The sequence below is a fragment of the Bacteroides sp. HMSC067B03 genome (assembly GCF_001811315.1).
Taxonomy (GTDB): Bacteria; Bacteroidota; Bacteroidia; order Bacteroidales; family Bacteroidaceae; genus Bacteroides; species Bacteroides faecis.
The window spans coordinates 43,435-55,655 of sequence record NZ_KV804354.1 but is presented as its reverse complement, the minus strand read 5'-3'; the positions used below and the strand labels follow the sequence as shown (position 1 = coordinate 55,655).

General features: G+C 41.1%; 13 protein-coding genes and 1 riboswitch. Of the genes, 6 read left to right on the top strand and 7 right to left on the bottom strand.

Features of this window, described 5'->3' with window-relative positions:
* Positions 1 to 6: 6 nt before the first annotated feature.
* Positions 7 to 2,244, bottom strand: coding sequence for a TonB-dependent receptor (locus HMPREF2794_RS11715; protein ID WP_070751561.1), 2,238 nt, complete (start codon positions 2,242 to 2,244; stop codon positions 7 to 9).
* A riboswitch (TPP riboswitch) is annotated at positions 2,245 to 2,341 on the bottom strand.
* 131 nt (positions 2,342 to 2,472) lie between these two features.
* On the opposite strand from HMPREF2794_RS11715, the gene HMPREF2794_RS11710 reads away from it, so the two are divergent.
* Positions 2,473 to 3,384, top strand: coding sequence for a mechanosensitive ion channel family protein (locus HMPREF2794_RS11710; RefSeq protein ID WP_022301675.1), 912 nt, complete (start codon positions 2,473 to 2,475; stop codon positions 3,382 to 3,384).
* A gap of 97 nt (positions 3,385 to 3,481) precedes the next feature.
* On the opposite strand, the gene HMPREF2794_RS11705 is transcribed toward HMPREF2794_RS11710, so the two are convergent.
* Entirely contained in the window at positions 3,482 to 3,721 is a 240-nt protein-coding gene (locus HMPREF2794_RS11705; protein WP_008763772.1) for a hypothetical protein, read from the bottom strand.
* Positions 3,722 to 3,781: 60 nt separating this feature from the next.
* Positions 3,782 to 5,068 (bottom strand): O-acetylhomoserine aminocarboxypropyltransferase/cysteine synthase family protein, encoded by a 1,287-nt coding sequence (locus tag HMPREF2794_RS11700; RefSeq protein ID WP_070751560.1) that lies wholly within the window; start codon positions 5,066 to 5,068, stop codon positions 3,782 to 3,784.
* A gap of 178 nt (positions 5,069 to 5,246) precedes the next feature.
* On the opposite strand from HMPREF2794_RS11700, the gene HMPREF2794_RS11695 reads away from it, so the two are divergent.
* Positions 5,247 to 5,717, top strand: a complete 471-nt coding sequence (locus HMPREF2794_RS11695; protein ID WP_022301676.1) for an Lrp/AsnC family transcriptional regulator — start codon at positions 5,247 to 5,249, stop codon at positions 5,715 to 5,717.
* Here HMPREF2794_RS11695 and HMPREF2794_RS11690 read toward each other — a convergent pair.
* Both HMPREF2794_RS11690 and HMPREF2794_RS11685 read right to left on the bottom strand, forming a co-directional pair.
* Entirely contained in the window at positions 5,714 to 6,571 is an 858-nt protein-coding gene (locus tag HMPREF2794_RS11690; protein ID WP_055270462.1) for a 23S rRNA (adenine(2030)-N(6))-methyltransferase RlmJ, read from the bottom strand. The genes HMPREF2794_RS11695 and HMPREF2794_RS11690 overlap by 4 nt on opposite strands.
* Positions 6,572 to 6,648: 77 nt before the next feature.
* Positions 6,649 to 7,221, bottom strand: a complete 573-nt coding sequence (locus HMPREF2794_RS11685; RefSeq protein ID WP_070751572.1) for a Crp/Fnr family transcriptional regulator — start codon at positions 7,219 to 7,221, stop codon at positions 6,649 to 6,651.
* 260 nt (positions 7,222 to 7,481) lie between these two features.
* Between HMPREF2794_RS11685 and HMPREF2794_RS11680 the strand changes: the two genes are divergently transcribed.
* The 4 genes from HMPREF2794_RS11680 to HMPREF2794_RS11665 all read left to right on the top strand — a co-directional run bounded on the left by HMPREF2794_RS11680 (position 7,482) and on the right by HMPREF2794_RS11665 (position 11,370).
* Entirely contained in the window at positions 7,482 to 8,105 is a 624-nt protein-coding gene (locus HMPREF2794_RS11680) for a CatB-related O-acetyltransferase (RefSeq protein ID WP_010535398.1), read from the top strand.
* Positions 8,106 to 8,280: 175 nt separating this feature from the next.
* Positions 8,281 to 9,654, top strand: a complete 1,374-nt coding sequence (locus HMPREF2794_RS11675; RefSeq protein WP_055270460.1) for an MATE family efflux transporter — start codon at positions 8,281 to 8,283, stop codon at positions 9,652 to 9,654.
* Between the two features lie 301 nt (positions 9,655 to 9,955).
* Positions 9,956 to 10,912, top strand: coding sequence for a bifunctional helix-turn-helix transcriptional regulator/GNAT family N-acetyltransferase (locus HMPREF2794_RS11670; RefSeq protein ID WP_070751559.1), 957 nt, complete (start codon positions 9,956 to 9,958; stop codon positions 10,910 to 10,912).
* Entirely contained in the window at positions 10,909 to 11,370 is a 462-nt protein-coding gene (locus HMPREF2794_RS11665; RefSeq protein ID WP_070751558.1) for a DUF3795 domain-containing protein, read from the top strand. Before HMPREF2794_RS11670 ends, HMPREF2794_RS11665 begins: the two co-directional genes overlap by 4 nt.
* 22 nt (positions 11,371 to 11,392) lie before the next feature.
* Here the strand turns inward: HMPREF2794_RS11665 and HMPREF2794_RS29535 are convergent, their stop codons facing one another.
* Both HMPREF2794_RS29535 and HMPREF2794_RS11660 read right to left on the bottom strand, forming a co-directional pair.
* On the bottom strand, positions 11,393 to 11,596 hold the full coding sequence (locus HMPREF2794_RS29535) for a hypothetical protein (protein ID WP_029425004.1): 204 nt from the start codon (positions 11,594 to 11,596) through the stop codon (positions 11,393 to 11,395).
* A gap of 77 nt (positions 11,597 to 11,673) precedes the next feature.
* Positions 11,674 to 12,102 (bottom strand): DUF3788 domain-containing protein, encoded by a 429-nt coding sequence (locus HMPREF2794_RS11660; protein ID WP_070751557.1) that lies wholly within the window; start codon positions 12,100 to 12,102, stop codon positions 11,674 to 11,676.
* Between the last annotated feature and the right edge of the window lie 119 nt (positions 12,103 to 12,221).

The window sequence follows — 12,221 nt, the reverse complement described above, 5'->3', positions numbered from 1 at the left end:
TTATTGTTAAAAACGGAAAGACACATGTCCCATAACGTTTGTTCCCGCCTGAGCAGCATATCCGGCAGAATCTATTCTATGATTCACGTCCTTATCGTATGAACTGGATGCCCAGCCGTTATTCTCATATTCTTCGTTGAAGAGATTATAGACGGTCACACCCAAAGTGATTTCTTTCGCTACCTTGCGGGGCTTGAATGTATAAGCCAGATTCAGGTTGCTTACAAAATACTTATCCAGTGTCAATGCTTCTACTTCGGCGTTTGTCATGTATTGCTTACCGACAAACTGAGATTGAAGAGAGGCTTCGAATCCCTGATACGTAAAAGCGAAACGGTTGTTTAGCAGGAAATCTGGTGAAAAAGCGATTCGGGTACTTTTATGAGAAACGCTTGCGACATCCAATAAGTTCCAGTCATCATCGTATATGGGAATGTTTTCTACGAAATTTTTGATACGGTTTTTGCTCCATGTGGCATTGATATCCCACTGGAACCATTTGCACGGCTTGATGCCTAACATGAGTTCGATTCCCATCCGGTAACTGTCCGGAACGTTTTCAGTCAGAGCTTCACCGATATCATTTAGTGCACCGGTGAGGACAAGCTGGTCGGTATAATCCATGTAGTAAAAATTGGCACCTGCTGTCAGCCAATGAGTGGCAAAGGTATATCCGGCTTCGTAGTCGAGCAGCTTTTCAGCTTTCGGGTAGCTGTCCGGATTGCCATCGGTATAGTTGTTTCTTGTCGGTTCTTTTTGGGCAACGGAGAAAGAGGCATAGATGCGATGGTTGGAGTTGATATTCCAGTTCAGTCCGACTTTCGGGTTGAAGAAGTCGAATTTCTTGTCTATGGCGAGTGGTCGCAACGTGTTTTTATTCCAGTCGTATTTGTCATTTGCCCCGTCGATGGTGTAGTCTATATGCCGGTATTGGAGATCGGCATAGGCACTTAGGCCTTTGGTCAGGTCGTAAGTTGCTTTCAGGTAGATGTTGCCATCGGTTTTCTTCGATTGGTTACGATAGTATTCGTGTTCGGGAGATAATGCGCCGATGTAGTTCTTCACCCAGGTCACTCTTCCAAAGTTGCTGCCCCGGTACTGATTTAAGCCTCCGCCCAAGGAAGCTGTCAGCCGGTGGTTGGTATAATTGAGGGAGAATACACCTCCGCCAAACTTATTGTCCATTTTCTTTTGGCGGACCAGATCGCTTTTCGAAACTTCTTTTCCATCCATTGTAAATGGTTTCAGCCCGTATGTTACCAGATAGCTACTGTCTTTGTACTCTTCATAGTAGCCGTCTCCTTTGGTATAGTGCAAGGCTGCGTTCAGATTCCATGCGGTAGAGAAACTATGATTGAAAATAAGTTGATAGTTCTTTTGTAGATAATTATCTGTCTGGTCAGCATAATAATGTTTCTTTCCGTCGTCTCCTTTATACTCCCCACAGGAATTATAACGTCTTCCGAATTCCTGCATTTCCTCCTTGCTGGCGTAGTTCCACGCATGATAAGTCTTTTCTTTTCCGGAAAATGCGATGAGTTTGACAGATGTGTTTTCTGCAAAATATCCTCCTTGCAGATAGTACGAACTGAGATTGACTGAAGCACGGTCGATGTAACCGTCCGTACCGATATTGGAGAGGCGGGCATCGAATGTCCAGTGGTTGTTCAGCAGTCCGGTTCCCACTTTAACGGTTTCCTTGTGCGTGTTGAAAGAACCATAAGAACCGTTGAATTCTGCATACGGTTTCATAGATGCACCTTCGGTCTGCATATTGACACTGGCTCCGAATGCACCAGCTCCATTGGTCGATGTGCCTGCACCACGTTGTACCTGCATATCTTTTACAGAAGAAGAGAAGTCGGGCATATTTACCCAAAACAGGTTATGGCTCTCAGCGTCATTCATGGGGATACCATTGACGGTGATGTTGATACGTGTGCCATCCGTTCCGCGTACACGAAGTGTCGTATAACCGATTCCCGACCCCGCATCCGAGGTGGTGAGTGTGGAAGGAGTCATACTCAACAGGTAAGGGATATCCTGTCCGAAGTTCACCTTTTTAAGTTCGGCTTTGCCTATATTGGTAAATGCTACGGGAGTTTTTGCTGTAGCACGGGTGGATACTACCTGCACCTCTTGCAGGTTGATTACTTTCAGACTGTCTGATACTGCACTCGTTTGTGCATGGACAGGGAAGCCTGCGCCCAATAAGGCGACGGCCATCATCATATTTTTTTTCATCTTGCTTATTAATTGGTTCTCTACGCCGGCATTACCCGGTTCAGATTCTATGGGTATGTTCTCAGCCCGTCATGTTAAGGCACCCCTACTTTGTGAATCGGTGACAAAATTACAGCTTTTGCGGGAGGAAAGCAAAAAAAACTTTTAGATTTGCTAAAAACAATATAACTTTGTTGTTTGTTAAAATATAGCAAGATAGGGATTTATTCATTTTAATATATATCAATTATGCTACTATTATTTCAAGCGACAGCAACACAGCTTGCTGATTCAACGCAAATCGTCGCAGATAAATTAATGGAAGAGGCGATTGCCAATGCGGATGGACTGGACAAGCTTACTCTTATCACCCAACAATTGGTAGACTTCGGTATCCGTGCCGGAGAACGTATCCTGATTGCAGCCATTGTCTTCACTGTAGGACGTTTCCTGATATCAATGCTCAACAGATTTGTCGGACGTCTGATGGACAGAAGAAAAGTCGATGTAAGTATCAAGACTTTTGTGAAAAGCTTGGTAAACATCCTGTTGACTATTCTTTTAATCATTTCCGTAGTCGGAGCTTTGGGAGTTGAAACAACTTCGTTTGCTGCTTTGCTGGCTTCTGCCGGTGTGGCCGTAGGTATGGCATTGTCCGGAAATTTGCAGAACTTTGCCGGAGGACTGATCGTATTGCTCTTCAAGCCTTATAAGGTAGGAGACTGGATTGAAAGTCAGGGAGTTTCCGGAACCGTGAAGGAAATACAGATATTCCATACGATTTTGACTACCGGAGACAATAAAGTGATCTATATACCAAACGGCGCAATGAGCAGTGGAGTCGTAACAAACTACAATACACAGACTACCCGCCGTGTAGAATGGATTGTCGGAGTCGATTACGGAGAAGATTATAATAAGGTACAGCAGATTGTCCGTGATATTTTGACGTCTGATAAGCGGATTCTGAGTGATCCGGCTCCGTTTATAGCTCTTCATGCGTTGGATGCCAGCAGTGTGAATGTGGTGGCACGAGTTTGGGTGAATACAGCAGATTATTGGGGAGTTTATTTTGATATAAACAAGACTATTTATGAAACCTTTAATGAAAAAGGTATCAACTTCCCGTTCCCGCAACTTACAGTGCACCAGGGCAATTGATTTCTATGCTATATATGCTAAAACGAGAGAGTTTCACTTGGGTGAGGCTCTCTCGTTTTATATGAACAGTTTGTCTGGTGTGATTGGAAAATTTCTTTTATTTTATGCCGAAGTCTTCAGCAAATTCATATCGGTCTTCTTTGATTCCCAGTACATGGTTGATCTTCCTCCTTTTTTCGAGGTCTTTAAAGTAGCTTTCTACGACCTGATAGAGATCAAAATTACTGGTTGATCCTGCGGCAAGATCAAGTGATTCCACCATTTTTTCTACTGCCTGGTGGATTTTTCCTGCGTCTATCAGATGCAGTTCGTTGCTGTGTATTAAATATTTTTCCATAACTGCAATGTTTTAATGTTATATTGTTATAACGTATCACGGTGATGGAAAGTTCAATCCTCAGATTTTGGCAAGTGCCTGATCCAGGTCAGCAATCAAATCATTGATATGTTCTGTTCCGATGGACAAACGTACCGTTCCCGGATAAATTTCCTGTTCCGCAAGCTCCTGTGCATTGAGTTGCGAATGGGTAGTGCTTGCCGGATGGATAACCAGTGATTTTACGTCGGCTACATTAGCCAGTAATGAGAAAATTTCCAGACTGTCGATAAAACGGTGTGCCTCTTCTTGTCCGCCTTTTACTTCAAAAGTAAAGATTGAACCTGCGCCATTCGGGAAATAGCGTTGATAGAGCGCATGATCCGGATGATCGGGAAGTGAAGGATGGTTGACTTTCTTCACCTTTGGATGATTATTCAGGAAGTTCACAACTTTTAGTGCGTTTTCTACATGGCGCTCTACACGCAGTGAAAGTGTTTCCAGACCTTGCAGCAATATAAAAGCATTGAACGGACTGATAGTCGCTCCCGTATCACGTAGCAAAGTGGCGCGGATACGGGTGACGTAAGCGGCAGGACCGGCAGCATCTACAAAGCGTACTCCGTGATAACTTGGGTCGGGTTCTGTCAGTTGCGGGAATTTTCCGGAAGCTACCCAGTCGAATTTTCCGGAATCAACAATTACTCCTCCCAATGAACTGCCATGACCGCCAATGAATTTGGTTGCAGAATGCACGACGATGTCTGCACCATGTTCGATAGGACGAATTAAATAGGGAGTGCCGAATGTGTTATCTATGATCAACGGTATTTTATGGCTGTGAGCAATTGCGGACACGGCTTCTATATCGATAATATTGGAATTCGGATTTCCGAGTGTCTCGATAAATATGGCTTTTGTATTTTCCTGAATCGCTTTCTCAAAGTTGGAAAGGTCGCTCGGGTCAACGAACGTGGTAGTAACTCCATAGTTGGATAACGTGTGTGCCAGCAAGTTATAACTTCCCCCGTAAATTGTCTTGGCAGCTACGATGTGGTCGCCTGCGCGAGTGATGTTTTCGAAAGCATAAGTAATTGCGGCGGCGCCGGAAGCAACCGCCAGCCCTGCTATCCCTCCTTCGAGGACAGCTACCCGTTCTTCAAAAACACCTTGGGTGGAGTTGGTCAGACGCCCATAGATATTACCCGGATCTTGCAGACCGAAACGTGCGGCTGCATGAGCCGAATTATGGAATACATAAGAAGTAGTCTGATAAATAGGTACTGCGCGTGCATCTGTTGTCGGATCTGCTTGTTCTTGTCCTACATGAACCTGTAATGTCTCAAAGTGTAAATTCTTTCTTTCCATAATCGTATGCTTTTTAAGTTTAATGTTCTCTCTTTATTTTCTTGCAAAGTTATGGAGCGTAGAAATATCGAACAATATATAACTGAAATATAGAAAATAATACTATTTTTGTATCGTTATACAGAATAAGACGATTGTCTTATTCTTTAAAATCACCTGTTAGAAGAATATTTTTCTTATGGATACTTTTGAGAAATTGGATAAAGTGGATTTGCAGATACTTCGTACTTTGCAAGAGAATGCGCGATTGACGACTAAAGAGTTGGCTGCGCGGGTAAGTCTTTCATCAACTCCTGTTTTCGAACGACTCAAACGTCTTGAAAACGGAGGATATATAAAGAAGTATATAGCTGTGCTGGATGCAGAGAAACTGAATCAGGGCTTTGTAGTCTTTTGCAGTGTCAAACTAAGGCGGCTAAACAGGGATATTGCGGCTGAGTTTACCCGGATCATACAGGATATTCCCGAGGTGACCGAATGCTATAATATATCGGGCAGCTATGATTACTTGCTGAAGATTCATGCTCCCAATATGAAATATTACCAAGAGTTCATCCTTAATATACTGGGGACTATCGATAGCTTGGGTTCACTGGAAAGCACATTTGTGATGGCGGAAGTGAAGCATCGGTATGGAATCCATATTTAGTTGAAGGGCTTATCTCTGTATAGGCTTCCATCCTTATCCTTGTATGTTGCGTTCTGGTAGAGACGAACCAGCATATCACTATAATCAAGAATAATCTTCTTTGATTGTTGCGATAAGTTTGTAGCCAGAATGCCGCTGCCTATAATACCGGGATTGTATAATACCGTATCTTGTCTGATAGATTTCATTATTAGCTCTACACAAGTATACTCTTTGATTCCTGCATCTTTTAGCCGGGTCATAATGTATGAATTCAGATAGCTTTTATCGTTTAGAGTCATGAAGCCATACCATAATAAGCACTTCATTCCCAATCGGGTAGCTTCTATTAATAGATCCAGATAAGTTAGTCCGGATGTTCCTTTCTTGTCAATCTCATAAGGGTCGATATGAACGAAAGTGTCTTTACGCAGCGAAGGCAGTAGGGCTATGACTCCTTCAAGGGAATCGGTGTGATACAGGTGGACAGAAGGAAGTAGATCTGCTCGTTCCGCAAACAGTGCTACATTATCCAGAGCACTCTTTTCGAGATCAAAGAATATAAATCTTTGTGCCTTCCTTCCTGCTATTTTCATGGCTAAAGCCGGAGAGCCTAAATAGCAGCCTCCCTGCATTTCTGTATATTCCAGCTGAAAGTAAGTGGAGTCTTTTAAATCTTGATTGTCGCCTTCTGCCACTTTTTCTAAGAAATGATAAATGCCATATTGCTGTTCCGGAGTTTGTTTCATCGGATAAATAGCACAGGCAGAATTTGTTTCTACATAGATTGATGAACTCTCTCTGCGAAGAACTTCGCAAAGTACCAGATGTTTCAGTACATCGGGTTGTTTGCCAAAATGAGTATAAGTTGCCATATCTTTGCCAATTTACTGTTTACGGTGGCAATATTAGGGCATATACGACAAGAAAACATTGACCAAAGTCAAGACTTTTATTTAAATAGCTGTTTTCTCCGTATTCTGCTCAATGTTTCAGAGGTGATTCCCAAAAACTGGGCTATTTCTTTCAGGGATAGATGTTTTTGCAAATCAGGACATCGCTTCATCAGAGCTTGATAACGCTGTTCGGGAGTATCGCAGTAAAAACCTAATAAACGCCGGTATATTTCTGCAAACATATTTTCTGCTATTTGTCTTCCTAGACGTTGAGTATCCATGTCTGTTTCCCAAAACTGGTTAAGTCTGTCTGAAGTGAGGAGATAAACTTCGCAGGCTGTAGATGCTTGTATGTTGACTGTAGAATTTGTCTTGCTCATCAAAGAAGGGTAATCGCAGACAAAGTCGTCTTTGAAACTATAGCCGACAATCCATTCATTGGCGTTTCCATCGATGTGTGACAGGCGGAAGATGCCGGATGAAACGAATCCTATCTGACTGTTCTTTTCATTCTGCCGGATCAGATAGTCGTTTTTTTTTAGCTTCTTGCAGATACCTTCTTCCAGAAATATCTTTTCCAGTTTTCCTGTATCTATTGTTGTATTATCTTTTACGTTGAATGGATTCATATATAATACTGTTAGCATATTTAGCAAATATACATGATAATTCTTAGAATGTCGTGCGGGATATGAAAATTATCCAGTACCTTTGTCAGGTGATATGAACCCTATTCTTTTAACGCAATGAAATGGCAACGTTGTAAATAGCTTCGCTTTATATGGACGATGAACAATGGTAAAGTCTGTTGTTCAGGTCTTTTGTGACTTAATAAGTCATATGGTATTTTATTATTTTATATTAAAAACGATATAAAGAAGCAATTACAATGAATACAAATATATATCCGCGAACTAATGATCTTCAGACTATCTATCTGAATGCCGTTATCGATAATCCTGATATAAAGGTAGGTGACTACACTATATACAATGATTTTGTGAATGATCCTGTCCAGTTTGAGAAGAACAACGTATTATATCATTATTCTATCAATGGAGACCGGTTGATAATAGGAAAATTCTGTTCGATAGCTTGCGGGGCTAAGTTTCTGTTTAATAGTGCCAATCATACTTTACGCTCTTTATCGAATTATCCGTTTCCTATATTTTTTGAGGAATGGCAGTTGGACAAGAGAAATATCACTTCAGCCTGGGATAATAAAGGTGATATCGTGATTGGAAATGATGTCTGGATTGGCTATGAAGCTGTTATTATGGCAGGAGTGCATATTGGCGACGGAGCGATTATTGCGTCACGGGCAGTTGTCACTAAAGATGTTCCTCCTTATACAATAGTGGGCGGAACGCCTGCGAAGAAAATCCGGATGCGTTTTGATGAAGATACGATCGCACAGCTGCAGGAACTGAAATGGTGGGACTGGAATATTGATAAGATAGCTCAATATCTACCTCACATAATGAATGGAAATACGGAAGAACTTATGAAATAAATAATGTTGTTTGTATGGAATGTGAATCAGTGGTTGAATCTGATTCGCATTTCTATTATTTAGAATCATCTGTATTCCTCCTCTATTTTATTTCAGAGTCAATATATCTGTCACCTTTGTAAGATTAGCCTGTTTTTCTAGTAACTTTGTACCGGCTTTAGAAAAGAAATGTGGAATGATAAATAAATATGAAGAACGGCTGGGAACAGAACGTATGTTACCGCTTGTTTTTAAAATGGCTCTTCCGGCAGTAGCCGCACAGTTTGTCAATTTGCTTTATAGCATTGTCGACCGTATATACATCGGACATATTCCGGGAATTGGAACCGATGCGCTGGCCGGTGTAGGGGTGACTACTTCCCTTATTATACTGATTTCTTCCTTCTCGGCGATAGTCGGCGGTGGTGGTGCACCGCTGGCTGCTATGGCACTTGGGCAGGGAGACCGTTCACGGGCTGGGAAAATACTGGGAAATGGCTTCGTTTTGCTGATATTATTTACTCTATTAACATCTTTCATCGCATATACTTTTATGGAGCCTATTCTCCTTTTTACAGGAGCTTCTGAAAACACATTGGAATATGCGGTTGATTATCTTTCCATTTATCTGCTGGGAACGATATTTGTTGAGATATCCACAGGTTTGAACAGCTTTATCAATGCACAAGGGCGTCCTGCCATCGCTATGTACTCAGTCTTAATAGGAGCTTTACTGAATATCGCCCTTGATCCTATCTTCATCTTTTGGTTGGATATGGGGGTAAAAGGAGCGGCTTTGGCTACTGTATTTTCCCAAGCGTGCAGTGCGGCATGGGTATTGAGTTTTCTTTTCTCCCGACGTGCCTCTTTACCTCTGGAAAGACGCTATATCAGGCTGGACCGAAAGATTATACTTGCCATCTTTGCTTTAGGTGTATCTCCTTTTATTATGGCAAGCACAGAGAGCCTGGTCGGTTTTGTTCTGAATAGCAGTCTGAAAGGATTTGGAGATATTTATATCAGTGCTTTGACTGTTCTGCAAAGTGCGATGCAGTTTGCCAGCGTACCGCTCACTGGATTTGCGCAAGGTTTTGTACCGATTATAAGTTATAATTATGGTCATGGCGACAAACAGCGTGTGAAAGATTGTTTCCGTATTGTGATGATTACTATGTTCTCATTTAACCTGGTATTGATGCTTTTCATGATTCTGTTTCCTTCAGTTATCGCGTCTGCATTCACCAGCGATGAAAGACTGATTGATACAGTTCGTTGGACGATGCCTGTCTTTTTGGGCGGCATGACAATCTTTGGGTTACAACGTGCTTGTCAGAATATGTTTGTAGCGCTGGGACAGGCCAGAATTTCTATCTTTATTGCTTTATTGCGTAAGGTGATTTTGTTGATTCCGCTGGCATTGATATTACCGCATTTTATGGGAGTGACCGGAGTCTATGCAGCTGAGGCTATATCCGACGCAACAGCTGCCATTTGTTGTACGTTGTTGTTCTTTTGGCAATTTCCTAAAATTCTGGGAAGGATTCAGGAAGGTTCTCTACGTACGGCTTAGAAATTATTTGATTAATCTCTTATGGGTGAGAATGGCACCAGAGTGCAACATGATCTCATTAATCAATATATCTATAAGATTGTGAAGTAGATAAATGAGACCTGATAACAAAAAAGACTTGGAACTTGTTCATTTTCGGTTAAGTTAGGTATAATTCCGCATTCGTGGGATGTAAAAAAAGGATATTATCCAATAAATATGTAATCAGTTACGTATTTATTGGATAATATTTGTTTGTATAGTCGAAAATATTTATATTTTCGTAATTAATTACGTATTTAATAACGCAAATAATAAAGACATGGACTTTTTTAATCAGACGGGGAAATTAGCTATAGGCAGCCGACTGCGTATGCTGACTGATAAGATCACAGTAGATGCAGCTGCAATCTACAAAATGTTTGGAGTAGACTTGAAACCCAAGTGGTTTCCTGTATTTTTTGTATTATCTCGTGGGGAGGCGAAAACGATTACCTCTATTGCGAGAGAAATAGGTCACTCTCATCCTTCAGTGAGTAATATAATAAAGGAAATGGTGGCTAAAGGATTGGTAAAAGAATCAAAAGACAAGTCGGACGGGAGAAGAAATGTAGTAATGTTATCTGCCAAAGGGAAGAAGATGTCGGATTCTTTTGCTGAGCAATGTGTGGATGTGACGACCGCTATTGAAGAGATAACCCGGCAGACCCGGAATGATCTTTGGAAAGCTATTGAAGAATGGGAAGAACTATTGTCAGATAAATCTCTGCTGCAACGGGTAAAAGAGGCGAAAATGGTGAGAGAGAATCAGGATATCAGAATTGTACCTTATGAACCATGCTATCAGCCGGCCTTCCGGGCTCTTAATGAAGAATGGATAACTGCCTATTTCCGAATGGAAGAAGCCGACTATAAGGCTTTGGACCATCCGCAGGAATACATTTTGGATAAAGGCGGAACTATTCTGGTAGCTCTTTATAAGAATGAGCCGGTCGGTGTATGTGCTTTGTGCAAGATGGATCATCCGCTTTATGATTATGAGTTGGCCAAACTTGCTGTCAGTCCTGTAGTACAGGGAAAAGGTATCGGAGTACTGCTTTGTGAAGCTGTCGTGAATAAAGCTAAAGAGTTGGGTGGTAAAAGAATCTTTATAGAAAGCAATACACGGTTGAAACCTGCTATTCATATTTATCATAAACTGGGATTTAAGGAACTTTCCGAATATCACACGACTTATGAAAGGGGAGACATTCAAATGGAATTAATAATAGAAGAATGAAAAAGGCAGATAGCGAATTTATAAAGGGGCGTATTGCCCCTTGTGGTCTGCATTGTGGAAAATGCTTTGCTTTTGCAGATGGAGATATTTCTTATCATAGCAATGAACTTAAAAGGTCACTGGGCAACTTTGATGTATATGCACAGCGTTTTGTAGCTATGCTTGACGAACCTGTTTTTGCAAAGTATCCGGACTTTAGAGAGTTTCTGGATCATTTGTCCGTAGCGACTTGTCAAGGATGCAGGAAAGAAAAATGCAAGTTGTTCAAGACTTGTAATGTACGTGCATGCAGCGAAGAGAAACAAGTCGATTTTTGTTTTCAGTGCAGCCAGTTCCCCTGTGAGAATACAGGTTTCGACGACCATTTATACAAAAGATTTGTAATCATCAACAGGCGAATGCAAGAGATTGGAGTGGAAAAGTATTACGAGGAGGTCAGAAATATAACCCGTTATTAGATTGTCAATTCCCCCTCTTATTTCATTCCAGTTCTTGTGCATAAATATTGATGGCGCGCAATGCCTTTGAAATTTCAGTCGGAGTAATGTTCTGACATCCTATTCTTAATACTTTCTCCCAGTCCTCCAAATCTACATTCCATTTGTAGATTTGAGGACATAGGGTGAAAAGAGTTGCGATATGTTTTATTTTTCTGGTATCAAAAATGTTGCAAGGGGGAATTATTTGTTTGGATAGGGCTTCTTGAAGGGGGCAATATGAGAAATTTATTTTGTGGGATATCGTGCTTTTCCTTAAGAAATCTATATATTTATTTTTCTGTTTGGATTCCTTTTGATTAGTAGGAGTCGTTCCATATCATTGAATAGTTCTGTGTTTTTTAATTCAAACATGATCCATTTACCATCGTGAAAAGTGGTAGCTTCATCATATATCATCTGTACCTCGTTAGAAAACAGTTCTCGCTGCATTTCGAATTTGGCACGTTCATCTTTACCTAAGATAACCATAAATCCCAAAGTACGTTCTTTGGCATATAGTGCACAAAGAGTTTTACCGCCTTTACGGTATTTGTATTCATATGTCCACGCTTTGCCGCCACGATTCCAAAGTTGCTCCATTTCATAGCTTTGCTCAATGAGTTGGCAGAGCCGGTTCCATACATTATAAAGTTCTGTGCCTATCAGAGTCTCTATGTCTCTGGGAGTCGGTACTTGAAAAGTCTCTTTCATGTTATTACTGTTTTATATCAGATATGTAATGTGTCGCAAAGATCGGAAAATCTTTTAGTGAATCGTTGTCAGATATAGCTATCTTGTGCTGGGTAATCGATTATTTTATTTACATTTGT

Bases quoted from the DNA above. Each gene is read 5' to 3' on its own strand.
- HMPREF2794_RS11715 (WP_070751561.1), bottom strand. From the start codon at position 2,244: ATGAAAAAAAATATGATGATGGCCGTCGCCTTATTGGGCGCAGGCTTC.
- HMPREF2794_RS11710 (WP_022301675.1), top strand. From the start codon at position 2,473: ATGCTACTATTATTTCAAGCGACAGCAACACAGCTTGCTGATTCAACG.
- HMPREF2794_RS11705 (WP_008763772.1), bottom strand. From the start codon at position 3,721: ATGGAAAAATATTTAATACACAGCAACGAACTGCATCTGATAGACGCA.
- HMPREF2794_RS11700 (WP_070751560.1), bottom strand. From the start codon at position 5,068: ATGGAAAGAAAGAATTTACACTTTGAGACATTACAGGTTCATGTAGGA.
- HMPREF2794_RS11695 (WP_022301676.1), top strand. From the start codon at position 5,247: ATGGATACTTTTGAGAAATTGGATAAAGTGGATTTGCAGATACTTCGT.
- HMPREF2794_RS11690 (WP_055270462.1), bottom strand. From the start codon at position 6,571: ATGGCAACTTATACTCATTTTGGCAAACAACCCGATGTACTGAAACAT.
- HMPREF2794_RS11685 (WP_070751572.1), bottom strand. From the start codon at position 7,221: ATGAATCCATTCAACGTAAAAGATAATACAACAATAGATACAGGAAAA.
- HMPREF2794_RS11680 (WP_010535398.1), top strand. From the start codon at position 7,482: ATGAATACAAATATATATCCGCGAACTAATGATCTTCAGACTATCTAT.
- HMPREF2794_RS11675 (WP_055270460.1), top strand. From the start codon at position 8,281: ATGATAAATAAATATGAAGAACGGCTGGGAACAGAACGTATGTTACCG.
- HMPREF2794_RS11670 (WP_070751559.1), top strand. From the start codon at position 9,956: ATGGACTTTTTTAATCAGACGGGGAAATTAGCTATAGGCAGCCGACTG.
- HMPREF2794_RS11665 (WP_070751558.1), top strand. From the start codon at position 10,909: ATGAAAAAGGCAGATAGCGAATTTATAAAGGGGCGTATTGCCCCTTGT.
- HMPREF2794_RS11660 (WP_070751557.1), bottom strand. From the start codon at position 12,102: ATGAAAGAGACTTTTCAAGTACCGACTCCCAGAGACATAGAGACTCTG.